We start from the raw sequence: 24,501 nt of genomic DNA, 5'->3' as shown, positions 1-24,501 counted from the left end.
CCCTAGGTAATCGGATCAGCAGTTCTGCGGCGGCCACGCGTGGCGATGAGTCTTTCCTGCATATCGCGCAGTGGTTCGCCGTCCGGACGCGTGAGCTTGGCCTGCCAGGTGTCGTCAGGCTGCAGCCACCAGGACCCGGTGCCCTCGTCGAAGCCGAGGTCGAAGAGGTCACCCAGCTCGGTGATGTGGTCGGCCTCCTTCAGCTGCACCAGCACCTCGACGCGGCGGTCCAGGTTGCGGTGCATCAGGTCGGCCGAGCCGATCCACACCTCGGGCTCACCGCCGTTCTCGAACCAGAACACCCTGCTGTGCTCGAGGAACCGGCCCAGAACACTGCGGACCCGGATGTTCTCGGACAGGCCGGGGATACCGGGTCGCAGCGTGCAGATACCGCGAATGAACAGCTCCACCGGTACGCCGGCCTGTGACGCCCGGTAGAGCGCGTCACACAGGGCCTCGTCGACCAGGCTGTTCACCTTGATCCGTACGCGCGCCGGACGCCCGGCCAGGTGGTGCTGGACCTCCCGGTCGATGCGCTCGACCAGTCCACGCCGTACTGACTGTGGTGCGACCAGGAGCCGCCGGTACCCGCTGCTGAGCGAGAAGCCGGACAGGTGGTTGAACAGGTGGGCGATGTCCTCGGTGACCACCTTGTCGCTGGTCAGCAGCCCCAGGTCCTCGTACAGCCGGGCGGTCTTGGGGTGGTAGTTGCCGGTGCCGATGTGGACATAGCGCCGCAGCCCGTCCGGCTCGTCCCGGACGACCATGGACAGCTTGCAGTGCGTCTTGAGGCCGATGACGCCGTACACGACATGGCAGCCGGCATGCTCCAACTGACGGGCCCACTTGATGTTGGCCTGCTCGTCGAATCGCGCCTGGATCTCCACCAGCACCAGCACCTGCTTGCCGGCCTCGGCGGCGTCGATCAGGGCGTCCACGATCGGCGAGTCACCGGACGTCCGGTAGAGGGTCTGCTTGATCGCCAGCACGTGCGGGTCGGCCGCCGCCTGCTCGATGAACCGCTGCACGGAGGTGGAGAAGGAGTCGTACGGGTGATGCACCAGTACGTCGCGCTGCTTCAGCGCGTAGAACATGTCCGCCGGGTTCGAGGTCTCCACCTCGGCCAGATGCGGGTGCGTCGACGGTACGAACGCCGGGTACTTCAGCTCGGCCCGGTCCAGACTCGCGATGGCGAAGAGGCCGCGCAGGTCCAGCGGGCCGGGCAGCTCGAACACTTCCGCCTCGGTGACACCCAGCTCGGACAGCAGCAGCTGTTTCACCTGCGGATCGATCGATTCCTCCACCTCGAGGCGAACCGGTGGGCCGAACCGGCGGCGCAGCAGCTCCTTCTCGAGCGCGGCCAGCAGGTTCTCGGCGTCGTCCTCCTCGACCTCCAGGTCCTCGTTGCGGGTGACCCGGAAGGTGTGGTGCTGGGTGACCTCCATGCCTGGGAACAGCTGCCCCAGGTGCGTGGCGATGACGTCCTCCAGCGGTACGAACCGGCCCTCGGCGACCTTCACGAAGCGCGGCAACAGCGGCGGCACCTTGACCCGGGCGAAGTGCTCGCCGCCGGTGTCGGGGTTGCGGACCACCACCGCGAGGTTCAGGGATAGACCGGAGATGTACGGGAACGGGTGCGACGGGTCGACCGCCAGCGGCGTCAGCACGGGGAACACCCGGTCGCGGAAGAACTTGGTCATCTCCTCCCGCTCGGTGTGCTCGAGCTCGTCCCAGCGGAGGATGTCGATGCCCTGCTCGGTGAGGGCCGGCTGGACCGCCTTGCGCCAGGTCTCGGCCTGCCGGTCCATCAGCTCGCGGCTGCGATTCAGGCTGCGGTCGAGCACCTCGCGCGGCATCAGCCCACTGGCTGCCTTGACCGCGACCCCGGCCGCGATCCGGCGCTTCAGACCGGCGATCCGGACCATGTAGAACTCGTCCAGGTTGCTGGCGAAGATGGCCAGGAACTTAGCCCGCTCGAGCAGCGGGACCTTGTCGTTCTCGGCCAACTCGAGGACACGCTGATTGAACGCGAGCCAGCTCAGCTCGCGGTCCGAGAACCGATCCGAGGGCAGGTCGCCGGCCGCCGTGATGTCGTACGGCGGCTCAACGTCGTACTCCCGGTTGTGTGATGCCAGCAAGTCTCCAGCCACGCTGACCAGGATCGCATCTTTTCGTGAACGGCAGGTGGCTGGGTCCATGTCGGTTTCTGTTGCCGACGTCACCTCTGGCCGCCAGTTGTTGCTAGCGTCACTCCTTGTGAACCCTCGACTGGACTCGCTGCTGCGTGGCGCGCTGGCCGCCGTACAGACGAATGCCCTGACGCCGCTGTACGCGCTGCCGGTGGCCGTACGGCGCCGGCTGGCCGGTGCGCCGATCCAAATCGACGGGAACACCCTCGACCCCGACCTGCAGCTGCTCCTGCGGGTGGAGGGATTGTTGCCGAACGCACCCAAGTCCGATGTGGCCAAGGCGCGGGCTCATCTGCGGACCCTGTGCAAGCTGGTGTCCGGGCAGCCGCGCGAGCTGCAGCGAGTGACCGAACTCACGGTCCGTGGAGCCGATGGTCAGCTGGGCGCGCGACTCTATGTTCCTCGCACGGCTTCTGGCGGGCTGCTCGTCTTCTTCCACGGCGGCGGGTGGGTCGTCGGTGACCTGGACACTCATGACAGCTTCTGCCGTGCGTTGGCCGACGACGCCGGCATCCGGGTCCTCTCCGTCGACTACCGGCTCGCCCCGGAGGCTCCGGCCCCCACCGCCGCCGAGGACGCGATCGCGGCCTTCACCTGGGCGGTCGACCACGCTGTCGACTTCGGCGCCGAGCCCGGTCTGGTGGCTGTCGGCGGCGACAGCGCCGGGGGTAACCTGGCCGCGGTCGTCGCTCAGCAGTGCGTCCGCCGCGACCTCCCGCTGCCCGCCCTGCAGGTCCTTCTCTACCCGGCCCTCGACCTCGTCGGCCGCCGCCCAAGCCGGGACCTGTTCGCCGAGGGGTTCATCCTCACCGAGGCGGACATCCTCTGGTACCGCGACCACTACACTCCTGACCCGGCTGTACGCTCCGACCCCCTGGTGTCTCCACTGCTGGCCGATGACCTCACCGGCCTACCACCCGCCTACATCACCACCGCCGGCTTCGACCCCCTCCGCGACGAAGGCAACGAGTACGCCGCCGCGCTGAAAGCCGCCGGAGTCGACGTAACCCATGTCTGCCACACCTCCCTGACCCACGGTCACGTGAACCTCCGCCCACTGCCCGGGGCCACCCAAGACGCCCACACCGCCCTCGCAAACCGCCTCCGCCAGACGCTCACAGGTCCCGCGTGAGGGGGCGACCACTCTCAGGCGCGTCAGACTCGCGAGCCCCGAACTGATGCTCGGCCAGCGGGCGTGACCTGGTGAGCGGCGTCATGCCGGCGCGGGCCAGCGCTACTGATAGCTGCGTCTGCAGGGCGGCACTGCGACTCGGCAGCCCTTTCTGGGCGACGTACGACGGGGAACCGAAGACCTCGTTCTCCTCCAACGGCACGATGGGGTCGCGCTCCAGGGCGCTGAGCGTCTGCAGGTAGAAGTCAGGCGTCTCACGGCGATGGCCGACATGGACCAACTCTCGCACCGGGAGGCCGCCCTCGCGTTGCGGAGGCAACTGGCGCCACACGATCCGGTAGTCACCACGCTTCAACGTGGGGTCGGTCGCGAACTCACTCGCCGTACCGTCCCGCAAATCTCCCTCAGCCCGCCAAGACTTGTCCGTCAACGGGTGATGCCCGTTCTCCGTCCCGTCTTCCAGATTGTCGATCAACTCCACCAGGTGCTCGTAGACCCGGATCGCCGTTTCGTCGCCGTTCAGGGCTGCCTGCTCGATCGCGTTGAATCGTGCGGCGAACTCCGGCGTCAGGTACAGCTCATGGCGTGGCTCGTCAGCCACCGCCAGACCTCTTGCGCTCCTGAATCCGTTCCCAGATCTCCCTCGTCACCGGGTTCTGGGACATGTGTTCTTCGAGGTTGAAAGGCCTCGACTTGTCCATCGGCTTGTGGACAGCCGGGTCGAGCTTCGCCAGGAAGGGCGGCGACTGCCGCCACCGAAGCTGCGCCTGAATCAACTCCCGGTATTCCTCATGCCCGATCAACACAGCCTCGGCCACGTCTCCGCGCCCGACCCCAACCGGCCGCAACACCCCCGAACGCGCACTTTCGACATAGCCAGGCAAGTCAGCCACAAACTGCTCAACTGTCACCAACGGCGCATGGAGCGGACCTGGAACGTCAACGTCCGCAGCCAGTTCGGCCGCCTCGTCGTACCGCCGCCTGGCCACCGGATCATCCGGCGACTCCGCAAGCGCCTCATCAGCCGCGCCCCAGTCCCGAGCCCGCGCCAGTTCCTCGAAGAACCCCCCACGAATCAACCAAGCCCGCGCCTCACCCTCATCCCCAAAGGCGAACGGCCCCCCATCCCCACCCCGAAACTCCTCCACCGCCGCCTCGAGCGCATCGAACCCCTCAACCGGGTAAGCGCCCGCCTCATCAATATCCACCCCAAAACCGTAGCCCTCCCACCCCTCCTCCACCCTCAACGCTCCGGATCCACCAACACAGGAACCGCCTCCCGAACCTGGAGAGGCGTCGCCGGACCGGTGATAGGCACAGTTCCCTCCACGTACTGCCAGGCACCGCCGGCGACTCGGAAACGCGCCGCATAGTTCGTCGTCAGCGTCAGGCCGACGCTGCCCTTCTTCAGGTACTTGTGAGTGATCTCCTTGGCCGGATACGGCTTCCCCGGCGTCGTCGTGCTCAACGACGCCCCGTCCCCAAACCGCCACAGATAACTCATCGGCGTAGCTTCCACCTCAACCGGAAACCCCAGCAACGTCACCTGCGCCGTAGTCACCCGACTCTGATCCGTATAAACAATAGTCTCCAAATTAACCAACGTCCGCCCCACCGGCTGCACCTTCACCCCCAACCCAGGAAAAGCCACATTCCTGGCCTCAGCCAAAACCTGCTCCCAGCTCACATCCTCCGGTTGCGGCAAATTCACCGGCACCCCAGGCGTAGGCACCACCGGCTCCTCCGGCCCAACCGGCTGACACCGAGTAGGCCCAGGAATGGTTCCATCGGCTCCCGGCCGCCCACAGATTCCGAGATTGAGCTTCGCATCAATGCGTTCCGGAGGGGCAGGAGGAGTTGCGGTGTCTTTTGTTGGGCCACCCGCGTCGGCGGAGGCGGGGACGGTTGGTTTGGACTTCTTCGGCGGCCAGCCCTCGCTCAAACGATCGTCAACCTTGGCCTTCCCGTCCAGCGTGACCCCATCCTTGGTCCGCTTTCCGTCGACGGTCGGTCGCGGCGTCGATTTGGGCTTCGGCGTGGCGGCACTTTGCGGCGATACGACGTCAGTCGACGTCAGTCCGCTGGCAGGAGTAATGCTCGCCGTGAGCGACAGGGCGGCGAGAATCCCAACGGTCAGTATCGATCGTTTCATTGCTTGACGAGTTTCATCTCGTACATGACCCAGTCTCCGCCCTGCTGTGACAATGCGAATTCCCGGGTATATTTCGTGGCTTTGCTGCTGACCGGTGCAGCACTCGCCGTCTCCCGGCTGACATAAGCGCCAATGCTCACGTTTGCGGAACCGCCGAGACGTCCGGCCTGACCACGAACCAGCTCAGAGACTTCGGTCAGGTCTTCGTGGTAGTCGCCGGTGAGAAGACCGTTGGCGGCATTGGACTTCTTCACGAAGTCTGCGTAGGCCTTGCAGTTCTCGCAGCCCGCGTCGCTGGCGCTCATCAGTGGGGCCGTGTCTCCGGTGTCGGAGGCGTAGTTCATCAAGTCGCTGTAGTAGTGGACGAACTGTTCGGCAGCGGCGAGAGTCAAGCCCTGGGCTGCAGGCGGGCGGGCCGGCGGAGCAGACGGTGTGGCTGTAGGCGTCGGGGCGCCGGTGGACGAGGCCGATGCCGTCGTCGATGTAGTCGGCGTGCCGTTGGGGCGGCCGGCTTCGGGGCTGTTGGTGCAGGCGGTGAGGAGTGAGGTGGCGGCCAGGCAGGCCAAAAGAGTGGATGTCGGCCTGTTGCGGTTAGTCACGTGTGTCACCTCTCCGTAGTCACCACGAATCGTAGTGGGGGAGGGGGAGCGATGGTGGTGTCAAAAGGTGCAGCTGTGGATAAGTGGTGGGGCCAGGAGCCGCCCGGCTGGGGGGTTAGAGGCTCGGACGGCTCCTGGCTGATGAAGGGACGCGTAAGGGGCGGGTTTATGACGCCATGTGATCGGGTGGATTCGGTGTGATGTCGTTCACAGGGCGGTGGGGGCGTATTGGACGTGGAGGGCGGCGGTGGTGAAGCCGAGGGAGTTGTAGAGGGCGCGGGCGGCTGTGTTGGTGCCGTCGACGTACAGGACGACGGAGTCGAGGCCGCGGTTCTCCTGGAGGTGGTGGAGGCCCTGGAGGGTGAGTGCCTTGCCGAGGCCGGAGCCCTGGTAGGCGGGAGACACCCCGACGACGTACACCTCGCCCTCGCCCTCCTCGACCTTCGTCCAGTGGAAGCCGGCCAACGCGCCGCTCGCGGAATCCACGGCGAGGAAGAACCCAGCGGGGTCGAACCACGGCTGCTGCAAGCGTTCGCCCAGGTCAGCAGCGGTCCAGCTGCCCTGTTCCGGGTGGTCCGCGAAGGCCTGGCTGTTCACCTCGAGCCACGCTTCCTCGTCCTGCCCCACGACAAACGCCCGTACGGCGATCCCCTCCGGCCAGACGGGTTCGGGGAGCGCTGCTCTGCTACGGCGAAGGAAGTACAGCTCCCGCGCGACCTGCAGACCCAACCGATCAGCAAGCGCGTCGGACCCCGGCAGGCGACCGTGTGCCCAGACCCGCAGCTGTGAGCCGCCGTGGTCCAGCAGCATGCGTAGTAACGCCGTACCGACGCCCTGCCGTCTGGAGGCTGGAGAGACGACGAGTTCAGCTGAGCCGTCGGGTGCGAGGGCACCGTACCCGATCAGGTTCCGCGCGCTCTGGAGGCCTGAGACCTCGAGGGTGCCCGGATCACCTTCGTACGCGAGCAGGTGGACGTCGCCCGGATGTTCGCCGTCGAGGTGGAGCAGCGTGCGCTCCGACAACGGGTTGACGCCGTCGTTCTGTGCTGCGGAGCGAGCGAGTTCAGCAACAGCGTCAGCGGTAGCCGATGGCAACGGGGAAGGCACTGCTTCGAGAGTCACCTGAATACCGTAAAAGGTCCGGGTCAGTTCATGTGCAGGTCCTTGGAGGGGGCGCGTCGAGTCGGGTAATTTCGCGGCACCGCAGACAAAAGCGGACCGACTACGACGGAGTAGACATGGCCTTGACAGGACGAGACAAGACGTGGCTGCGGGGGCGGCGGGCTGTTGGCCTGCTCGCCGCGGGGACAGCCGCGGTACTCGGCTTGGCCACGGGGGGAACCGTGACCCAGGCAGCGGAGGCGAAACCCAAGCCGACGCACACCCAGATCGAGCTGCTCGCCATCAACGACTTCCACGGCAACCTGGCGCCGAACAGCCCGACCAGTTCGAGCGGAAACGTGAACGGCGTGCCGGCCGGTGGCGCCGAGTACCTGGCGACCCACCTGAAGCAGCTGCGCGCAGCCGCCGCCGCGAAGGGCGAGGAGACCGTCACGGTCGCCGCGGGCGACCTGATCGGAGCCTCGCCGCTGTTGTCCGCGGCGTTCCACGACGAGCCGACGATCGAGGCGCTGAACGGGATGGGGCTCGAGGTCGCCTCGGTCGGCAACCACGAGTTCGACGAGGGCTGGCACGAGCTGCTCCGGATGCAGACCGGCGGCTGCCTGCCCGACGGCGACGGGCAGAACAACCAGAACTCCTGCCCGGATCCGGCGACGCCGTTCACCGGCGCGAAGTTCAAGTACCTGTCCGCGAACGTGTACTTCGAAAACACCCAGGAGACGCTGTTCGCGCCGTACAAGATCAAGACGTTCAAGGACGGCCGCAAGGTCGGGTTCATCGGCATGACGCTGGAGAACACGCCGAACATCGTCACCAAGTCCGGTGTCGAGGGGCTGACCTTCACCGACGAGGTCGAGACAGCGAACAAGCTGGTGCCGATCCTGAAGAAGAAGGGCGTCGAGTCGATCGTCGTGCTGCTGCACGAGGGCGGCTTCCCGGCCGACCCGAAGGCGTACAACAGTTGCCCGGGGATCTCCGGTCCGGTCGTCGACATCAACGCGGGACTCGACCCGGAGATCGACGCGATCATCTCCGGTCACACCCACCAGGGCTACAACTGCTCCCTGAAGGACAGCAACGGTGTTCCACGGCTCGTCACCAGCGCGTCCTCGTTCGGCAAGCTGGTCACCGACGTACGGCTGAGCATCGACAACGCCACCGGTGACGTCGACCGGGTGAACACCCTGGCGAACAACCTCATCGTCACCCAGGACGTGCCGAAGGACGGCAAGACGAGCGCGTTGATCAGCAAGTACCAGACGCTGGTCGCGCCGATCGCGAACAAGGTGATCGGGCACCTGACCACGACCTCGGTGTCGCGGACCACGGACGAGTCGCTGGAATCGCCACTGGGCAACTTGATCGCCGACGCCCAGTTGGCCGACCCATCTGTCGTGACTGGCGGGAAGACGCCGGTGGTGGCGTTCATGAACCCAGGTGGCATCCGTGCCGATCTGGAGTCGAACGCTGGTGAGGTCACCTTCGGGCAGGCGTTCACCGTGCAGCCGTTCAACAACTTCCTGGTCTCGATGGACATGACCGGCACGCAGATCAAGGCGTTGCTCGAGCAGCAGTTCTCCGGGGTGAACGGTCCGGAGGCGCCGAAGTTCAAGGTGCTTCAGGTCGCGGGCATCACCTACACCTGGAACCCGGCCGCCGCGGCTGGTTCGAAGGTCGTCCCCGGGTCGATCAAGATCGCCGGCCAGCCTTTGGTCGACGGTACGACGTACCGGATCGTCACGAACAACTTCCTCTCCGACGGCGGCGACGGGTTCCCCGCGTTCACCACGGCGACGAACAAGTTCTTCGGCGGCCTCGACATCGACGCCTTCGCCAACTACCTGACCGCCCACGACCCCTACACCCCAGCTCCCACGGACCGAATCTCCACCGGTTCCTGACCCGCACGACGTACGACGACCCGCGCGCCCGGCCGCAACACCAGCAGCCGGGCGCGCGGCGTACCAAGCCAACGCCGACCAAGCCTGAGCTCTGCAGTCCGGCGTGGTGGTAGCGGGCAGGTGCGGTGGGATGACTTGTATCTGCGACTGGCTCGCGGGGGTGGGTTTGGTGGGACCGGGTGGCTTTTACGAATTTTGGGGTTGCTGCTACCTTGCGTGTTCGGATCTTTTCGGAGGGTTAGCAATGGTGCACGTTGCTCCGACTTCGCATCGCCGTGCGGCCCGGGCGTCGCATCGCGGGCATCGCAGTGCCGACGGGCCGATCCAGCTCACGACGTGGATCGGGCTGACGTTCGCCATGATCCTTGGGCTGGTTCTGACCGGGCGTTCGCATGTGGGGGTGCGGGCGGCGGGGATCACGCTGCTGGTGATGCTGGTTCCGCTGACTGTGGCGGTGTTCGGTGCCGCCGTACGTCGTGGGATCGGCTCGGGCAAGGCGGCCCTGTGCACCGCCGCGGCCCTCGCCGTCGTACTCCTCAAGTTCTTCCTCTGAGCCCAACAGCACCGGTGTGAGCCCAACAGCGCCGGGTGTGAGGCCGACAGCCCCGGGTGGGTCAGCCGCCGGCGAAGGGTGGGAGGGCGTCTACCTGGGCGCCGGCGTGGAGCGGGGTGGTGGGGTCGGCGCGCTGGCCGTCGAGAAGGAAGGTGCAGATGCCGAGGACGCGGGCGAGTTCAGGACTGTCGGTGGAGACGGTGCTGACCAGGTCGCGGATCGAGGTGGCCTCGGCGGTCGCGGTGGACCGGCCGGCCGCGGCGCGGGCGGCCGCGAAGTACCTGATGGTGACTTCCGGCATCTGGGAGAGACCTCACTAATCGGTTAAGTCTTCGGCTATTATGTCAGCTTGCTGTTGCATCCAGTGTGTCTCAGGCCCCCGGCAATGACGCCGCAGGGGCCTGACGTGCACAAGGACCGGATCGCTCATCCGCGGGGATCCGACGACCAGCACAAGGAGACAGCGTGAGCACGTTGCTTCTGCTGACGAACGCGCTGCAGGCCTCCACCGAGGTCCTGCCCTCGCTCGCCCTGCTGCCCCACCAGATCCGGATCCTGCCCGCCGAGGTCGCCGCACTGGTCGACGCCCCGGACGCGGATGCGGTCCTGCTCGACGCCCGCCGTGACCTGGTCTCGGTGCGTGGCGTGTCCCGCCTGATCCGGACCACCGGGATCGACGTACCGCTGATCCTGGTCGTGACCGAGGGCGGCCTGACCGCGGTGAACGCCGACTGGGGCGCCGACGACGTCCTGCTCGACACGGCCGGCCCGGCCGAGATCGAGGCCCGGCTGCGGCTGGTGATCGGCCGGCTCGCCGCCGCGCGGAACGAGGACCCCGACACCACCCTGATCCGCAGCGGCGACGTCGTGATCGACGAGGCGTCGTACACGGCGAAGCTGAACGGGCGGGCGCTCGACCTCACCTACAAGGAGTTCGAGCTGTTCAAGTTCCTCGCGCAGCATCCCGGGCGGGTGTTCACCCGGGAGCAGCTGCTGCAGGAGGTCTGGGGCTACGACTACTTCGGCGGCACCCGTACGGTCGATGTGCACGTACGACGGTTGCGCGCAAAACTCGGCCCGGAGCACGAGGCGCTGATCGGCACAGTCCGCAACGTCGGCTACCGCTTCGTCATCCCACCCACCACCTCCCGCGAAACCGCCGAAGTCAGCGCCTGAACCACTGGCTGACACCCGCCGCGCCCGGCAACTCGGTGGCCTTGGGCAACTTTCTCGACGTACGCGACGTCCTCGCCGTACCTAGGTGAAGCGCAACGACTCCGAGGTCACCGAGAATGGGGACGTGGAGGTGCGCAAAGGGGTGACGATCCCCGAGACGGAGCTCGGCTGGCGGTTCTCGCGGTCGAGCGGTCCGGGCGGTCAGTCGGTCAATACGACGGACAGCCGGGTGGAGCTGACGTTCGACGTTGCCGGTACGACGGCGCTGAGCGACGTACTCAAATCCCGGGCGCTCGAGCGGCTCAGTCACCGGCTGGTGGACGGCGTACTCACGGTGGCGGCGTCGGAGCACAAGTCGCAGTGGCGCAACCGGGAGGCGGCGCGGACGCGGCTGGCGGCGCTGCTGCGGGATGCGATCGCGGCCCCGCCCCGGCAGCGGCGGCCGACCAAGCCCAGCAAGAACTCGGTCCGGCGGCGGCTCGACGACAAGAAACGCCGCGGCGAGACCAAGCGCCTCCGCGGCCGTCCCGAGGACTGAGCCAGGCGGCCGAGTCCGAGGGCTGAACACCCGGCTTGAGTGGTAAGACCAGCGACGTACTCTGGTTTGTCATGAGCCTGGGGATGTGGGTGCTCGTCAGTGCGGTCGCCGCCGGCATCGTGCTGAGCCTGCTCAAATCCCAGTTCGACGGGCGATTCCGGGGGACCCGGGCGGTGCGAAAGGTCGAGGCACACGAGGTGGATGACACGGTCGAGCGGATCTCCGCGGCTGACGTCGGTGGTGAACTCGGCGAGCGGGCGACCTTGCTGCAGTTCTCGTCCGCCTTCTGCGCGCCGTGCCGCGCGACCCGGCGTACTCTCGCCGAGGTCGAGGGCATGGTCGACGGCGTCCGGCATGTCGAGCTCGACGCGGAGTCCCATCTCGAGCTCGTCCGGCGGCTGGACATCCTGCGGACCCCGACGACACTCGTCCTCGACAGCACCGGCGCGATCGTCAAGCGCGCCAGCGGCGCACCGCGCAAACCCGACGTGATCGCGGCTGTCGCGACCGCGATCGACCACCAGCCACACTGACCGTTACGTGCCATCGAATGGCGGATGGACCGGCACTTAGGTGATGCTTTGGCGGTGAGCTTTCCAGCCGGTTGGTACGACGACCCACAGGAGCCGTCTCAGCAGCGCTACTGGGACGGGAGCACGTGGACGGATCAGCGCCGCCCGCAGCAGGGCCCAGCGCCGTACCAGGGTCAGTTCGGTCAGCCCGCCCAGCACGGCCAGGTGTACGGCGGCGCCCAACCCGGCCCCGCCGGCGGCGGCCAGCAGACCGGCCAGCAGCAGTACGCCGGCCAACCACAGCAGCACGGCCAAGCCCAGTACGGGCAACCGCAGTACGGGCAGCCGCAGTACGGCCAAGCCCAGTACGGGCAGCCGCAGTACGGCCAAGCCCAGTACGGTCAGCCGCAATACGGCCAACCGCAGCAGGGCCAGATGCAGCAGGGCTACGGCTACCCCGGCCAGCGTGTGCACACGACCCCCGACGGCCAGGCGCTCTCCGGCTGGTGGCGCCGCGTCTTCGCCCGAATCATCGACGGCCTCATCGTCGGAATCGCCGGCCTGCCGCTGACCGGGTACTTCTACTGGCAATACGTGCAGGTGCTGCTCGATTACATGGAAAAGATCTTCGACGACGCCGCAGCCGGTCGTACGACGACCACGACCACTCTGCCCACCGAGGCCTACAAGTGGATGATCCCGGCCATCCTGATCGGCCTGGTCGTTGCCTTCGCCTACGAGTACTTCTTCCTCACCCGCTCCGGCGCGACGCCCGGTAAGAAGGCGGTCGGTATCGCGGTCCGGCTGCGGGACGTGCCCGGACCGCCGCCGGGTTCCGCCGTACTGAAGCGGTACGGCTTCTACACCGGGCTCAGCCTGCTGGGCGCGATCCCGCTGGTCGGCAGCGTGTTCAGCTTCGTCGCGCTGATCAACGACCTGTGGCCGCTCTGGGACGACAAGAAGCAGGCGCTGCACGACAAGGTGGCCGCAACCAACGTGGTGCGCACCTGAGTGTCCAAACTCTGATCAGTTGTCTCAGTGCATGGGACTACGGCTGGTAGCCGCGCCCGCTTTCCGTACTCTCGATCCGTGGCTTATACGACATGGCTGACCAAGCGCCGGGCGGTGGACAACTGCCGCGTGCGCTCGTCGCTGTGTCGTCGCCGCTGACCAGGCGGCGTCCCGAGCGCTGCGGAACCGGTCGCTGAGCACGGTTCCGAGTACGTCGCCTCCCGCAGACCCGGGCGGGGCCGAGCTCGATCCACCTCCTCCTCCGGGGGTTGTCATGTCCGAAAAGACAGTCAAGGTCGACCCGCGCGGGCTCCGGTTCGCAGCGGGTGTCACCACCGTGCTGCTCGCGTTGACGCTGATCCTGAACAGTGCCTGGCCGCTCGCGATCCAGGCCGTGGTGTTCGCGATCTCCGTCGCGTTCGGCGTGCAGGCATCGCCGTACGGGCAACTCTTCAAGCGGCTGGTCCGCCCCCGGCTGGGTCCGCCGAAGGAGCTGGAGGACGCGGCGCCGCCGCGGTTCGCCCAGCTGGTCGGCCTCGTCTTCGCGGTCGCCGGTCTGATCGGGTACCTGACCGGCGTCACCGTGCTCGGCGTGGTCGCCAGCGGATTCGCCCTGGTCGCCGCGTTCGTGAACGCGGCGGTGGGGCTCTGCCTCGGCTGCGAGGCCTATCTGCTGATCCACCGCATTCGTACGCCATCCACCGCTACCAACAACTGAGAGGCAGCACACCATGAGCAGGGAGTCCGCGCTCGTCTCGGCCGACTGGGTCGAGGAGCACAAGAACGACGCCGATGTCGTCCTGATCGAGGTCGACGAAGACGTCTCGGCGTACGACGCCGGCCACATCGCCGGCGCGATCAAGCTGGACTGGAAGCAGGACCTGCAGGACCCGGTCCGCCGGGACTTCGTCAACAAGGAGCAGTTCCAGGCGCTGCTGTCCGACCGCGGCGTGAAGAACGACGACACGGTCGTGCTGTACGGCGGCAACAACAACTGGTTCGCGGCCTACGCGTACTGGTACTTCAAGCTCTACGGTCACAGTGACGTCCGGCTGCTCGACGGCGGCCGCAAGCGCTGGGAGCTGGACAGCCGCGAGCTGACCGACGAGGTCGAGAAGCGCGAGGCCACCGAGTACACCGCCCAGGACCCGGACCTGAACGTCCGCGCCTTCCGCGACGAGGTCGGCGAGGCCATCGGCGTGAAGAACCTGGTCGACGTGCGCAGCCCTGACGAGTACGCTGGCCGGCTGCTGGCCCCGGCGCACCTGCCGCAGGAGCAGGCGCAGCGCGCGGGTCACATCCCGACCGCCGCGAACATCCCCTGGAGCAAGGCCGCCAACGACGACGGCACCTTCCGCTCCGACGACGAGCTGAAGGAGCTGTACGCCGACGCGGGCGTCGACTTCGGCAAGGACACCATCGCCTACTGCCGCATCGGCGAGCGGTCGGCACACACCTGGTTCGTGCTGCACGAGATCCTCGGACAGGCGAACGTGAAGAACTACGACGGTTCCTGGACCGAGTGGGGTTCGCTCGTCGGCGTACCCGTTGCCCTCGGCGACGAGCCCGGAAAGGCCTGACACATGTGCGGAGCGAAGAAGGGCGGCCTCGACCTCAAGGGCGTCGATGTCGACAAGGAAGCGGTGATCCAGGGCCAGGTACTGCGCGGCGAGGAGCCGGTCGGCGGCGCCTACGTGCGGCTGCTGGACTCCACTGGTGAGTTCACCGCCGAGGTGCCGACATCGGCGACCGGCCACTTCCGGTTCTTCGCGGCGCCGGGCAACTGGACGCTGCGGACGCTGGCTCCGAAGGCGGACCCGGTCGACCGTCAGGTAGTGGCTCAGTACGGCGAGGTCGCCGAGGTGGCCGTTACCGTCTGACCACTCGGTCGTTACATCGTGTGTCACCCCCACCCGAGGGTGACCCACCCTGAAGTAGACCCCGAGGGGCCCGGGCCTTGCGCGCTCGGGCCCCTTGGCATGCCCGGATCTGCCTTGTTCACAAGGGGTTTCGCGACATCCGGCGTTCCGGCGCGGACCGGAGCGGCGTACTCCGGACATCACGAACGACGCTCGAATATAACGGTTTCATCTCGGAGCGGGTTCGGCTCGTTACCTACCGCAATCGGCTGAGTTGTGTCTGTGTCCTGGCCCGCCCAACGGGTCACGTCATTACTCAGGGAGGAGGGGTCATGAGACCCCGCATCGGATACAAGAAGCTCGCCGCCGTCGGAGTTGCGGCGGTAGTCGGCGTGGCTTCTACGATTGCGCTGACCTCGGGTTCGGCGTCCGCCGCGCCGGTTTTCGGTTACAGCGGCTACGCGTTCGGAACCGACGTGCAGTCGGGGCTGGCGAACAGCGGCCCGCAGGTAGTCAGCCAGATCAGCTGCACCACGGACATCAAGTCCGACCGCAATGACCTCGCGACGGCGAACGTGAACAATCACGCCATCGCGCAGAGCGTGACCACCGACACGCACTCGTTCAACAACAAGTACGGCAACGGCGTCACCAGCAACGCGAAGGCTGTCGACATCAAGCTCGGCAACCTGCTGCACCTGACCGGTGTGAAGACCACCACCACGTCGGTGTACAAGAACGGCAAGCTGTCCTACACCGGCGGCACCACGTTCGCGTCCGTGAAGATCGGGGCCGTCTCGGTTCCGTCGCTGCTCAACCCGTCGCCGAACACCAAGGTCGCCGTACCGGGCCTCGGCTACATCGTGCTGAACCGCGTCGGTGGCGTGAAGACGGACAGCGGCATCTACTCGTACTCGCAGGCCGTCGTGCTGCACGCCACGGTGAAGAACAAGTACATCCCGCAGGGTGTCGACGTCGCGGTGCTGAAGACCCGCGCGGAGATCACCAAGCCGGCCACCGCGGTCGTCTTCGGTGACGCCTACGGCACCAAGGCCAATGTCGACAAGCTGCTCGTTTCGGGTCCGACGTCGTACCAGGCCACCTGCCAGGGCACTGGGGGCAAGACGATCCGCAACGCGATCGGCGAGCTGAACATCCCGAAGGTCGCCTACGTGGGTGCGGTCTACACCACGAAGAACGGCTACGCGAACATGGACAAGGCCGTGGTGAACTTCACCTCGCACGTCGCGGGCGTGAACGTCGGGAACCTGCGCATCGGTGCCATCGAGTCCTCCGCGCTGGCGTGGAAGACCAAGGACGGCAAGTACGGCACGAAGTCGTCCTCGAGCATCGCCTCGATCCGGGTCGGCAACAAGGTCTACCCCGTGTCGACCGCGCCGAACAGCACGCTGGACATCCCGGGCATCGCCAAGCTGACCTTCAACCAGGTCAAGAAGCAGGGCCGGTACATCTCGGTCAACGCCCTGGTGATCGACGTCTACAGCCTGAACACCAAGGTCATCGTCGGCCACTCGGCCGCCGGCGTCGTCGGCTGATCCAGCCGCGCGCACCTTTCTGAGTCGAACCTCACCGATTCAGAACACAACACACCGGCCCCGGCCAGATCCCCCAGGATCCGGCCGGGGCCGTTCTGTTGTTCCAGGCAGTTGTTCTAAGCGTCGAGGATGAGGGTGACGGGGCCGTCGTTGACCAGGGCAACGTCCATGTGGGCGCCGAAGCGGCCGCGTTCCACCTTGGCCCCCAATGCCTCGAGGGCTGCGCAGAAGGTGTTGTAGAGGGGCTCGGAGACCGGGCCGGGGGCGGCGGCGTTCCAGGAGGGGCGGCGGCCCTTGCGGGTGTCGGCGTACAGGGTGAATTGGCTGATGGCGAGGATGGGGGCCTGTTCGTCGGAGCAGGAGCGCTCGTCGTGCAGGATCCGGAGGGTCCAGATCTTGGCGGCCAGGGTCTTCGCCTTCTCCTCTGTGTCGTCGTGGGTGACGCCCAGGAGGACCACCAGTCCCGGCTCGTCGATCGCGCCGACCACCTCGCCGTCGACCGTCACCGACGCCTGGGACACACGTTGTACGACTGCTCTCATGCGCCCAGTCTGACGGGTCGACGGCCGCCAGTCTGACGGGTCGAGGGCAGCGCCGGAGATCATCCGGTTTTCGGCGCGAACCGCAGGCGGATATCTCGTTCAACACGCCTTCTGGCAGGATTTGTCCATGGCGTCGACTCTGATCACTGTTGCCCCGACCGGTGCCGAGACCGCGAAGGCGGACTGCCCGGCGTTGCCGACCACGCTCGAGGAGCTGGTCGAGACGGCGAAGCGGTGTGAGGCCGCGGGTGCCGGGATGATCCACATCCACATCCGCGACGGCGAGCACAAGCCCACGCTGGATCTGAGCCGGCTGACCGACACGGTCGCCGCGATCCGGGAGAACACCGCGTTGATCGTGCAGCTGTCGACCGGCGGCGCGGTGACGGACCCGTACGACCAACGGCTCCGGGTGCTCGACGCTGCGCCGGACTCGTGCTCGCTGACGATGGGCACGGTCAACTTCGGCGACGACGTGTTCATGAACCCCTGGCCGTTCGTGACCGAGCTCTACCGGCTCACGCAGGAGCGCGAGATCGTGCCGGAGTTCGAGCTGTTCGACCTCGGCCACGTGGCCGCACTGCACCGATTGCTCGACAAGTTCGGTCTTCCGTACGGCGGACGCGTCCACTGCGACCTGGTGATGGGGGTTCCCGGCGGAATGCCCGGTACGACGGACGCGCTGGTCGCCGCCGTCAACGCCCTACCGGATGCGGTGACGTCCTGGTCAGCGACCGGAGTCGGGCGTACGACGCTCACCGTCGCGCTGGCGGCATTGTCGAAGGGCGGCCATCTCCGAGTCGGCATGGAGGACACGCTCACGCTGGCGAAGGGGCAGCCGGTCACCCACAACGCCGAGCTGGTCGAGCGCGCCGCGTCCCTCGCGACGCTGGCCCAGCGCCCGCCGATGTCGCCCGACGAGGCGCGCGAACTCCTCAACGTCAAACGCTGAGGTTGCTCCCGGCAACTCCTTCGGAACCACCCCGGTAGGCCCGTGCGTCTGGAGAGGGGTGGTGATACCAGTGGGGGCTTTGGCTTGGCGAGCCGACGACGGGGAGGGGCGGGCTGAGGAGAGGAGTTTGCCGGGTGAAGACCGTGCAGCTGTCGTCGGACGACGACGAGCGCGCCATGGCGGATCTGTCCGAGGTCTCCGACTGGAAACGCGTCTGGGGACCACCGGCGACCGGTCCGGACGCGATGCGGGCACTGGTCACACGCGTCACCGCCGCCACCGGCTGGCGGCCCTGGGCACCCGGCAACATCGACCCCGACCGCTACACCTGGGGCCTCGTCACCCCACGCGAGACCGTGATGCTGGTGCTGCCGGACGCCGTACTGCCGGAGAGTCCGCGCAGCCACTGGTCGGCGTCCGAGATCGCGCCTGCGGAGTTGCCCGCCGCTGAGGAAGGCCTGGACACGTATTGGCCCGGGCAGCTGTTGCTGGGCCGGCGGCACTGGGGTGATCCGGTCTTCGTCGGACCGGGTGAGGATCCACGGATTCCCCCGGAGTGGCGCGGGCGTCGTCGCCACCTGGCGGTCTGGCTGCGGCCCGGCGCCGAGTTTCACCTGTATGCGACCCGACCCGGGCCGGACGAGAACTACGCCGGCTTCGGGTACTCCGTCTACGCGAGCGAGGTGGCCTGATGGCTGTCGAAGAAGAACTGCTCCAGGTCCTCCTGCATCAGGTGGTCAGGCCGCTCTGGGGCACCTTCCAGCGGAATCGAGCCGCGAGGACTGCGCAGCGCCTGACGAAGGAACAACAGCGGCGCATGCTGTACACCAAGCTGCGTGACGCCCGGCGGGACGACCCCGGGACCGAGAGGGCTTGGCGGCAGGTGGAGCCGCCGGCACGGCAACAGATCACCGACCGGACGTTCACCGAGCTGACCAATCGAATCGAGCAGCTGCAACAGGAGCAGCAGCTGACCCAGGAACTGCTGCAGAAGTACGAAGCGGATATGCGGGAGTGGGTCAAAAGGACCGACTTCAACGAGAATGGCCGCGACGACCACCTGGACCACGACCGGGCGGACCAAGAGCTGGCGGCGGACGAAGGGCAGCAGGCACAGGAGCAACAAAGGCTGGACGACCAGCAGAACCAGCAGACCGCGCAGGACCAGGACGAGGCCCAGCGCCGGCGCGAGGAAGCAGACCGCCAGCGCGAGGCAGAGCAACGTCGGCGTGAGCAAGAGGCGCGTGGAGACGATCCGGCGCTCGGTACGGCGGTAGTCGCCGAAGGTACGCTCGCGGCCGCCGACGAGGTCGACCAGCAGTTGGACGAGCGGGCGGAGCAGCAGCGCGAAGCCGAGCAGCAGCAGGAAGCCGAGCAGCAGCAGGAAGCCGAGCAGCAGGAGGAAGCCGGGCAGCAGCAGGAAGCGGAGCGCGAGCCGGACTGGGATTCGGTCACGAGGTCGGCAGAGACAGAGACAGAAGCCCAGACATTCGAGGCCAACGACCTGAACCAGTCGGGGCAGGACCTGGACGACGAGCGTGATGAGCCCGCTCAGACCTTGGATCAGAATGAACCAGGGCTGGATGGGCGTGGTGCGCCTGAGCGTGGGCCGGAGGAAGGGCTGGACGAGCGGGGGAACGAAGGGTCGGGGGAGTTTCTGCCTACCGGGCAGGACGAACACGACGCCGCCCAGGCCGCTCAGCAGAACGGTCAGGACGGCCAGGCCGCCGAGGAGAACGCTCAGGACGGCCCGGGGGCCGGGCAGAACGGCCAGCCGGCTCAGCCTCCGCAGCGGGAGGTCGAGGACAGCATCCTTGACGAGCACCGGAAGACGGACCAGGACCAGGGCCAGCAGCGACCGGAGGCTGAGCAGAGCGACTTTGATCGGGCGCACGTCCGGGCCGGCAGCACCCCATCGCCAGTGCCCAGGGCGGTGGCTCCAGTCGAGACTCCGGAATCTCGTCGCGGTGGCGTTAACCCCGGTGCGGCGGCCGCTCGGGATCGCGGCAACCGCGGCGGTCGGAGCCAGGAAGACAGCGGCCCCGAGCTCGGCGGCAGGGGCTAGCCGGCGGTCAGTAGACGATCGCCTGGGTATTTTCGGTGAGGATTTCTTCGGTGAAGGCGGGGGCGCCGGCGATGCGGGTGCCGGGGAGGAGATCGGCCTCCTCCAGGTCGCGGCGTTTGGCGCATTGGGTGCAGACGGTCAGCTGACCGCCCTCCAGCACCGCCGCGACCAGGTCGGCGAGCGGTGCCGCGTGCGGTAGCTCGAAGGCCTCGGCCCGGCCCGGTACGGCGAACCAGACGGCCTCTCCGGTCAGCCACAGCGACACCGTCGCCCCGGCCGCGACCGCGGTGGCGGCGACGGTGAAGGCCTGGTTCGCGCGTTCGGGTTCTTCGGCGCCTGCGGTCAGTTTGATCACCAGCGTGCGGGACATCACGCCACGGTAACCGAAGGGCTTGCCGAACGATCCCCTAGACTGTCGATCGTGCTGCACGTCATCTTCACCACGCTGCTGGTCCTGGTCTGTGTCTTCATGGGCTGGTTCTCGGCGTTCGTCGTCTACCGGCTGTACCGCGGCCGCAGCGCGAACTGAGCGACTCCATGGCGTTCGAGATCCCGCAGGATCTGCACCCCGACCTGATGCCGCTGGCCTGGCTGCTCGGTCGCTGGGAGGGCCGCGGGCACGGTGACTACCCGACGATCGAGAAGTTCGAGTTCGGGCAGCAGATCGATTTCAGCCACAACGGCAAGCCGTACCTGCACTACGTCAGCCAGACGTACGTCGTGAACGAGGACGGCACGAAGGAACGCCCGCTCGCCGTCGAGACCGGCTTCTGGCGGCCCAAGCCGGACAACAAGCTCGAGGTGGTTCTCGCGCACCCGACCGGCTTCGCCGAGATCTGGTACGGCGAGATCGAAGGCGCCAAGATCGAGTTGCGCACCGACGTCGTCGCCCGCACCGCAACGGCCAAGGAAGTCAGCGCCGGCCACCGGCTTTATGGCCTGGTCAAGGGCGAGCTGATGTGGGCCTACGACATGGCCGCCGAAGGCCAGCCGCTCCAGCCCCACCTGTGGGCGACCCTCGTCCGGGCCTAACTCTCAGCCACCCAGGAGTACTCGACCTTCGGTCGACCACTCCGGCCGTCATACCGCTGCGTGCGTAGTGCTTGTCCCTGGTCGGCGAGGTGCTCGAGGTACCGCCGTGCTGTGATCCGTGACGTGCCGAGCGACGACGCCACCTCCTCGGCCGTCCAGCCTTCCCGATTCCCGAGCAACTGGACGACTCGGTCGAGCACCGATCCGGCCAGCCCTTTCGGCACCGACGAGACGGTTGCCGGGTGCAACAACCGGTCCACCTCGTCCTGGTCGGCGACGACCTGTCCCGCCTCCGCCGCTCGACGCTGCCGTGCGTACGCCGTCAAGCGGTCCCGCAAAGTCTCGTAGGCAAAGGGTTTCAGCACGTACTGCACCACCCCGATCCGCGCCGCCGCCTGCACCGCCGCGACCTCCCGGGCCGCCGTCACCGCGACCACGTCAGTTTGGTTGCCCTGGGCCCGCATCCGCCGTACGACGTCCAGGCCGTGACCGTCGGGCAGGTTCATGTCCAGCAGCACCAGATCCACGCTGCCCCGGGTCAGCACCGACAGCGCACGAGCGGCGGAACCCGCGACACCGACACACGCGAAGCCGGGCAGCCGATCGACGTACGTGCGATGTGCTTCGGCGGCGACCGGGTCGTCCTCCACGACGAGAACGCGCAGGTCAGGCACTGGCGCTCACCGCCCGCGGCAGCCGGACCCGGACGGTCAGCGCCGGTACGTCGTCCAGCTCGGAGTCCGGGTCGACCATCAACGTCCCCTGCCAGCGCTCGACCGTACTGCGGACCAGCACGAGACCGAGGCCATGACCCGGCTCGGCCTTCGTCGTCCAGCCGCGGTCGAACATGTGCGCCAGCTCCACCGAACCGAGCTCGGAGCCGGTGTTCGTCACGATCAGGTCGATCGCGTCCGGCGTCGTACCGGCGCGGAACTCGACCCGGCGTGGAGCGGGTCCACCACGGGCGGCCTCGATCGCATTGTCGAGCAGGTTGCCGACGACCGTGACGACGTCCTGCGCGGGGAGCCTTGTGTTCAAAGGCTCATGACCGAGCTCCAGCGTCAGTACGACGCCTCGCTCCTGAGCCTGCGCCAGCTTCGCCAGCAGCAACGATGACAGCACGGGATCGCCGACCGTTCCGACCACTCGATCGGTCATCGCCTGCGCGAACTGCAGCTCCGACACCGCGAACTCCCGGGCGCGTTCCGGCTTGCCGATCTCGATCAGGCTCACGACCGTATGCAGCCGGTTCGACGCCTCGTGGTTCTGCGCCTGCAGTGATTCGGCCAGGCTGCGGATCGCGTCCAGCTCACCCAACAGCCGCTGCAGCTGCGTGTGGTCCCGCAGGGTGACGATTCGCCCTGAGCGGGCCGGCTGCTGGTTCACCACGACCACACCTTCTGCGCCGAGGTGCAGTTCGTCGTACGACGTCCGTCCGGTGGTCAGCAGCTCCGAGAGGGTGGCGCCCAGGCGCAGATCCTCGATCGGGGTGCCGGGGGCGATCGTGCGGACACCGAGCAGGCGGAGGGCTTCGTCGTTGACGAGCTGGACCCGGCCGCCCGCGTCGAGCAGGATCAGGCCCTCCCGGGCGGCATGCAACACACCCTCGTAGAAGTCGAGCATCCGGGTCAGTGCCTGGGTCCCGACCCCGCGGGTGGCACGCCGTACTCGCCAGGAGACGAGCGCGTTGCCCGCGATCGCGACCCCGAGCATCAGGCTGGCGATGCCCAGCATCGAGCGGAGGTCGAGCCGGACCAGCTCCCACCAGCCGGGTGGCGCGATGCCGGCGGCGGCAGCGTCCCGGTCAGCCTGGGCCCGTGCTCGGGCGATCAAAGTGATCCAGACCATAACGATCAGCACGGCGACCGTGACGGTCTGCAGCCACAAGACTTGGCGGCGCAACTCCCACGGCCGGTGATTCATGGCGACAGTCTGCACTGCGAACGATATGAACGAAATGCGCAGTTCAGGTGTGTGTCACGCCACAGTTACTCAAGACTGCCCGCCTGGCCGAGACAGGAGTCCCCACCATGTCGAGCCCGACCGATCCCCGCCCGACGCCGGTTCGTAACGACCGGACGCACTTCCTCTACCTTGCCGTCATCGTCGCCGTACTGCTCGGCATCGGTGTCGGTTTCCTGTTCCCGGACTTCGCCGTCGAGCTGAAACCGATCGGTACCGGGTTCGTCAACCTGATCAAGATGCTGATCAGCCCGATCATCTTCTGCACGCTGGTGCTCGGCATCGGTTCGGTCCGCAAGGCCGCCAGTGTCGGCAAGGTCGGCGGTCTCGCGCTCGTCTACTTCCTGGTGATGTCGACGGTCGCCCTCGCCATCGGCCTGCTGGTCGGCAACCTGATCCACCCGGGCTCCGGGCTGAACCTGACCGACAAGCTGCGCGAGTCCGGCCAGAAGCAGGCGGCCGGCGCGCACGCGAGTACGTCGGACTTCCTGCTCGGGATCATCCCGAAGACGCTGGTCTCCTCGCTGACCGAGGGCCAGGTGCTGCAGACCGTGCTGGTCGCGCTGCTGATCGGTTTCGCGCTGCAGGCGATGGGCGCCAAGGGCCAGCCGATCCTGGACGGAATCGGTCACATCCAGCGGCTGGTGTTCAAGGTGCTGTCGATGGTCATGTGGGTCGCGCCGGTCGGTGCGTTCGGTGCGATCGCGGCCGTCGTCGGCGCCACCGGCTGGGACGCGCTGGTCAGCCTGGGCAAGATCATGCTGGCCTTCTACATCACCTGTCTGCTCTTCGTGCTGGTCGTCCTCGGCACGCTGCTGCGGGCGGTGACCGGGATCTCGATCTTCCAGCTGCTGCGCTACCTGGGTCGTGAGTTCCTGCTGATCGTGTCCAGTTCGTCGTCGGAGACCGCCCTGCCCCGGCTGATCGGCAAGATGGAACACCTCGGCGTGGACAAATCGGTCGTCGGCATCACCGTCCCGACCGGTTACTCCTTCAACCTGGACGGTACGGCGATCTACCTGACCATGGCGTCGCTGTTCATCGCCGAAGCCATGGACCAGCCGTTCTCGATCGGACAGCAGATCTCCCTGCTGCTGTTCATGATCATCGCCTCGAAGGGCGCCGCCGGGGTCACCGGTGCTGGTCTGGCGACGCTGGCCGGCGGCCTGCAGTCGCACCGCCCGGACCTGGTCGACGGCGTCGGTCTGATCGTCGGCATCGACCGGTTCATGTCCGAGGCCCGCGCGCTGACGAACTTCGCCGGCAACGCGGTCGCGACCGTCCTGGTCGGCCACTGGGTGGGCGAGTTCGACAAGGAGCAAGCCCAGCAGGTCTTCTCCGGTGCGGATCCGTTCGACGAGGCAGCCTTCGCCGCCGGCGACACCCACGCAGGCGACGTCCCCGCCGCGGTCGAAGGGCGCCCGGCCGACCACTGAGCAATCTGTCCCACCCCTCCAAGCGCTGCCCGCCGGCCCACAGACCGGCGGGCAGCGCTTTGATGGGTTACCCCACCAAGTTGTGGGTCCACCCGCTGTATACGGGCGGGGAACCCAGGCGGGCTCAAGGAGTGATTGCAACACCTTTCGGTTGAAGGGGTGTTGTGATGGGTGCTCGTGGTGGTCGTCCTCGGTTGCCGGTGGAGTTGGAG

General features: G+C 67.2%; 27 protein-coding genes and 1 pseudogene. 17 read left to right on the top strand and 11 right to left on the bottom strand.

Features of this window, described 5'->3' with window-relative positions; all coding sequences use genetic code 11:
• Positions 1-2 precede the first annotated feature (2 nt).
• Positions 3-2,162 (bottom strand): RNA degradosome polyphosphate kinase, encoded by a 2,160-nt coding sequence (locus tag EV646_RS30285; protein ID WP_132155167.1) that lies wholly within the window; start codon positions 2,160-2,162, stop codon positions 3-5.
• Between the two features lie 94 nt (positions 2,163-2,256).
• Between EV646_RS30285 and EV646_RS30280 the strand changes: the two genes are divergently transcribed.
• On the top strand, positions 2,257-3,321 hold the full coding sequence (locus EV646_RS30280) for an alpha/beta hydrolase (protein WP_241996421.1): 1,065 nt from the start codon (positions 2,257-2,259) through the stop codon (positions 3,319-3,321).
• Here the strand turns inward: EV646_RS30280 and EV646_RS30275 are convergent.
• The 5 genes from EV646_RS30275 to mshD all read right to left on the bottom strand — a co-directional run bounded on the left by EV646_RS30275 (position 3,305) and on the right by mshD (position 7,194).
• A complete protein-coding gene (locus EV646_RS30275; protein WP_132154657.1) occupies positions 3,305-3,922 on the bottom strand; it encodes a hypothetical protein in 618 nt (205 codons plus the stop codon). The two genes, EV646_RS30280 and EV646_RS30275, sit on opposite strands and share 17 nt — an antisense overlap.
• Positions 3,915-4,568, bottom strand: a complete 654-nt coding sequence (locus tag EV646_RS30270; RefSeq protein ID WP_132154655.1) for a hypothetical protein — start codon at positions 4,566-4,568, stop codon at positions 3,915-3,917. The genes EV646_RS30275 and EV646_RS30270 overlap by 8 nt, the downstream gene beginning before the upstream one ends.
• A complete protein-coding gene (locus EV646_RS30265) occupies positions 4,565-5,473 on the bottom strand; it encodes a PKD domain-containing protein (RefSeq protein WP_132154653.1) in 909 nt (302 codons plus the stop codon). The genes EV646_RS30270 and EV646_RS30265 overlap by 4 nt, the downstream gene beginning before the upstream one ends.
• On the bottom strand, positions 5,470-6,072 hold the full coding sequence (locus EV646_RS30260) for a DUF6318 family protein (RefSeq protein WP_132154651.1): 603 nt from the start codon (positions 6,070-6,072) through the stop codon (positions 5,470-5,472). Before EV646_RS30260 ends, EV646_RS30265 begins: the two co-directional genes overlap by 4 nt.
• A 207-nt stretch (positions 6,073-6,279) precedes the next feature.
• Entirely contained in the window at positions 6,280-7,194 is a 915-nt protein-coding gene (gene mshD / locus EV646_RS30255) for a mycothiol synthase (RefSeq protein ID WP_132154649.1), read from the bottom strand.
• 116 nt (positions 7,195-7,310) lie between these two features.
• On the opposite strand from mshD, the gene EV646_RS30250 reads away from it, so the two are divergent.
• The gene (locus EV646_RS30250) at positions 7,311-9,095 is read left to right on the top strand and encodes a bifunctional metallophosphatase/5'-nucleotidase (protein WP_132154647.1); all 1,785 of its coding nucleotides are present in this window, start codon (positions 7,311-7,313) and stop codon (positions 9,093-9,095) included.
• A gap of 244 nt (positions 9,096-9,339) precedes the next feature.
• Positions 9,340-9,648 carry a hypothetical protein gene (locus tag EV646_RS30245; RefSeq protein ID WP_132154645.1) on the top strand — a complete coding sequence of 103 codons (309 nt, stop codon included), beginning with the start codon at positions 9,340-9,342 and terminating at the stop codon, positions 9,646-9,648.
• A 61-nt stretch (positions 9,649-9,709) separates the two neighbouring features.
• On the opposite strand, the gene EV646_RS30240 is transcribed toward EV646_RS30245, so the two are convergent.
• Positions 9,710-9,949 carry a MoaD/ThiS family protein gene (locus tag EV646_RS30240; protein WP_132154643.1) on the bottom strand — a complete coding sequence of 80 codons (240 nt, stop codon included), beginning with the start codon at positions 9,947-9,949 and terminating at the stop codon, positions 9,710-9,712.
• A gap of 164 nt (positions 9,950-10,113) precedes the next feature.
• On the opposite strand from EV646_RS30240, the gene EV646_RS30235 reads away from it, so the two are divergent.
• The 9 genes and pseudogenes from EV646_RS30235 (at position 10,114) to EV646_RS30200 (ending at position 16,300) form a co-directional block, all read left to right on the top strand.
• Positions 10,114-10,824 (top strand): response regulator transcription factor, encoded by a 711-nt coding sequence (locus EV646_RS30235; protein WP_132154641.1) that lies wholly within the window; start codon positions 10,114-10,116, stop codon positions 10,822-10,824.
• An 85-nt stretch (positions 10,825-10,909) separates the two neighbouring features.
• On the top strand, positions 10,910-11,362 hold the full coding sequence (gene arfB / locus EV646_RS30230) for an alternative ribosome rescue aminoacyl-tRNA hydrolase ArfB (RefSeq protein WP_199237281.1): 453 nt from the start codon (positions 10,910-10,912) through the stop codon (positions 11,360-11,362).
• 71 nt (positions 11,363-11,433) lie between these two features.
• On the top strand, positions 11,434-11,895 hold the full coding sequence (locus EV646_RS30225; RefSeq protein ID WP_132154639.1) for a TlpA family protein disulfide reductase: 462 nt from the start codon (positions 11,434-11,436) through the stop codon (positions 11,893-11,895).
• 24 nt (positions 11,896-11,919) lie between these two features.
• A pseudogene (locus EV646_RS41055) lies at positions 11,920-12,015 on the top strand (DUF2510 domain-containing protein); the annotation flags it as partial.
• A 294-nt stretch (positions 12,016-12,309) separates the two neighbouring features.
• Entirely contained in the window at positions 12,310-12,885 is a 576-nt protein-coding gene (locus tag EV646_RS40340; RefSeq protein ID WP_241996419.1) for an RDD family protein, read from the top strand.
• A gap of 274 nt (positions 12,886-13,159) precedes the next feature.
• Complete coding sequence (locus EV646_RS30215) at positions 13,160-13,603, top strand: DUF4395 domain-containing protein (protein WP_132154635.1); 444 nt, start codon at positions 13,160-13,162, stop codon at positions 13,601-13,603.
• Between the two features lie 13 nt (positions 13,604-13,616).
• The gene (locus EV646_RS30210; protein WP_132154633.1) at positions 13,617-14,465 is read left to right on the top strand and encodes a sulfurtransferase; all 849 of its coding nucleotides are present in this window, start codon (positions 13,617-13,619) and stop codon (positions 14,463-14,465) included.
• Between the two features lie 3 nt (positions 14,466-14,468).
• Positions 14,469-14,765: a DUF1416 domain-containing protein gene (locus EV646_RS30205; RefSeq protein ID WP_132154631.1), complete on the top strand. Its 297-nt coding sequence runs from the start codon at positions 14,469-14,471 to the stop codon at positions 14,763-14,765.
• Between the two features lie 311 nt (positions 14,766-15,076).
• Entirely contained in the window at positions 15,077-16,300 is a 1,224-nt protein-coding gene (locus EV646_RS30200; protein WP_132154629.1) for a choice-of-anchor P family protein, read from the top strand.
• A gap of 116 nt (positions 16,301-16,416) precedes the next feature.
• On the opposite strand, the gene dtd is transcribed toward EV646_RS30200, so the two are convergent.
• Positions 16,417-16,842, bottom strand: coding sequence for a D-aminoacyl-tRNA deacylase (gene dtd, locus EV646_RS30195; protein ID WP_132154627.1), 426 nt, complete (start codon positions 16,840-16,842; stop codon positions 16,417-16,419).
• A gap of 127 nt (positions 16,843-16,969) precedes the next feature.
• Here dtd and EV646_RS30190 point away from each other — a divergent pair, with 127 nt between their 5' ends.
• From EV646_RS30190 to EV646_RS30180, 3 genes are all read left to right on the top strand, one after another.
• On the top strand, positions 16,970-17,794 hold the full coding sequence (locus EV646_RS30190) for a beta-keto acid cleavage family enzyme (RefSeq protein ID WP_132154625.1): 825 nt from the start codon (positions 16,970-16,972) through the stop codon (positions 17,792-17,794).
• A gap of 134 nt (positions 17,795-17,928) precedes the next feature.
• Complete coding sequence (locus tag EV646_RS30185; protein ID WP_241996418.1) at positions 17,929-18,486, top strand: hypothetical protein; 558 nt, start codon at positions 17,929-17,931, stop codon at positions 18,484-18,486.
• Entirely contained in the window at positions 18,486-19,859 is a 1,374-nt protein-coding gene (locus EV646_RS30180; RefSeq protein WP_132154623.1) for a hypothetical protein, read from the top strand. Before EV646_RS30185 ends, EV646_RS30180 begins: the two co-directional genes overlap by 1 nt.
• A 7-nt stretch (positions 19,860-19,866) precedes the next feature.
• Here EV646_RS30180 and EV646_RS30175 read toward each other — a convergent pair whose 3' ends face one another.
• Positions 19,867-20,229, bottom strand: coding sequence for a DsrE family protein (locus EV646_RS30175; protein ID WP_132154621.1), 363 nt, complete (start codon positions 20,227-20,229; stop codon positions 19,867-19,869).
• A 167-nt stretch (positions 20,230-20,396) separates the two neighbouring features.
• Between EV646_RS30175 and EV646_RS30170 the strand changes: the two genes are divergently transcribed.
• Complete coding sequence (locus EV646_RS30170; RefSeq protein ID WP_132154619.1) at positions 20,397-20,891, top strand: heme-binding beta-barrel domain-containing protein; 495 nt, start codon at positions 20,397-20,399, stop codon at positions 20,889-20,891.
• Here EV646_RS30170 and EV646_RS40730 read toward each other — a convergent pair.
• A complete protein-coding gene (locus EV646_RS40730; RefSeq protein ID WP_132154617.1) occupies positions 20,888-21,565 on the bottom strand; it encodes a response regulator in 678 nt (225 codons plus the stop codon). The genes EV646_RS30170 and EV646_RS40730 overlap by 4 nt on opposite strands.
• Complete coding sequence (locus tag EV646_RS30160; RefSeq protein ID WP_132154615.1) at positions 21,558-22,814, bottom strand: sensor histidine kinase; 1,257 nt, start codon at positions 22,812-22,814, stop codon at positions 21,558-21,560. The genes EV646_RS40730 and EV646_RS30160 overlap by 8 nt, the downstream gene beginning before the upstream one ends.
• 107 nt (positions 22,815-22,921) lie before the next feature.
• Between EV646_RS30160 and EV646_RS30155 the strand changes: the two genes are divergently transcribed.
• Positions 22,922-24,289, top strand: coding sequence for a cation:dicarboxylate symporter family transporter (locus EV646_RS30155; protein ID WP_132154613.1), 1,368 nt, complete (start codon positions 22,922-22,924; stop codon positions 24,287-24,289).
• Positions 24,290-24,501 lie beyond the last annotated feature (212 nt).

Source organism: Kribbella antiqua (assembly GCF_004345665.1).
Lineage (GTDB): Bacteria > Actinomycetota > Actinomycetes > Propionibacteriales > Kribbellaceae > Kribbella > Kribbella antiqua.
The sequence above is the reverse complement of the archived record's forward strand: the minus strand, read 5'-3'. Positions and strand labels throughout refer to the sequence as shown.

Bases quoted from the DNA above. Each gene is read 5' to 3' on its own strand.
- EV646_RS30265 (WP_132154653.1), bottom strand. From the start codon at position 5,473: ATGAAACGATCGATACTGACCGTTGGGATTCTCGCCGCCCTGTCGCTC.
- EV646_RS30250 (WP_132154647.1), top strand. From the start codon at position 7,311: ATGGCCTTGACAGGACGAGACAAGACGTGGCTGCGGGGGCGGCGGGCT.
- EV646_RS30245 (WP_132154645.1), top strand. From the start codon at position 9,340: ATGGTGCACGTTGCTCCGACTTCGCATCGCCGTGCGGCCCGGGCGTCG.
- EV646_RS30240 (WP_132154643.1), bottom strand. From the start codon at position 9,949: ATGCCGGAAGTCACCATCAGGTACTTCGCGGCCGCCCGCGCCGCGGCC.
- EV646_RS30225 (WP_132154639.1), top strand. From the start codon at position 11,434: ATGAGCCTGGGGATGTGGGTGCTCGTCAGTGCGGTCGCCGCCGGCATC.
- EV646_RS40340 (WP_241996419.1), top strand. From the start codon at position 12,310: ATGCAGCAGGGCTACGGCTACCCCGGCCAGCGTGTGCACACGACCCCC.
- EV646_RS30215 (WP_132154635.1), top strand. From the start codon at position 13,160: ATGTCCGAAAAGACAGTCAAGGTCGACCCGCGCGGGCTCCGGTTCGCA.
- EV646_RS30210 (WP_132154633.1), top strand. From the start codon at position 13,617: ATGAGCAGGGAGTCCGCGCTCGTCTCGGCCGACTGGGTCGAGGAGCAC.
- EV646_RS30205 (WP_132154631.1), top strand. From the start codon at position 14,469: ATGTGCGGAGCGAAGAAGGGCGGCCTCGACCTCAAGGGCGTCGATGTC.
- EV646_RS30200 (WP_132154629.1), top strand. From the start codon at position 15,077: ATGAGACCCCGCATCGGATACAAGAAGCTCGCCGCCGTCGGAGTTGCG.
- dtd (WP_132154627.1), bottom strand. From the start codon at position 16,842: ATGAGAGCAGTCGTACAACGTGTGTCCCAGGCGTCGGTGACGGTCGAC.
- EV646_RS30190 (WP_132154625.1), top strand. From the start codon at position 16,970: ATGGCGTCGACTCTGATCACTGTTGCCCCGACCGGTGCCGAGACCGCG.
- EV646_RS30180 (WP_132154623.1), top strand. From the start codon at position 18,486: ATGGCTGTCGAAGAAGAACTGCTCCAGGTCCTCCTGCATCAGGTGGTC.
- EV646_RS30175 (WP_132154621.1), bottom strand. From the start codon at position 20,229: ATGTCCCGCACGCTGGTGATCAAACTGACCGCAGGCGCCGAAGAACCC.
- EV646_RS30170 (WP_132154619.1), top strand. From the start codon at position 20,397: ATGGCGTTCGAGATCCCGCAGGATCTGCACCCCGACCTGATGCCGCTG.
- EV646_RS30160 (WP_132154615.1), bottom strand. From the start codon at position 22,814: ATGAATCACCGGCCGTGGGAGTTGCGCCGCCAAGTCTTGTGGCTGCAG.
- EV646_RS30155 (WP_132154613.1), top strand. From the start codon at position 22,922: ATGTCGAGCCCGACCGATCCCCGCCCGACGCCGGTTCGTAACGACCGG.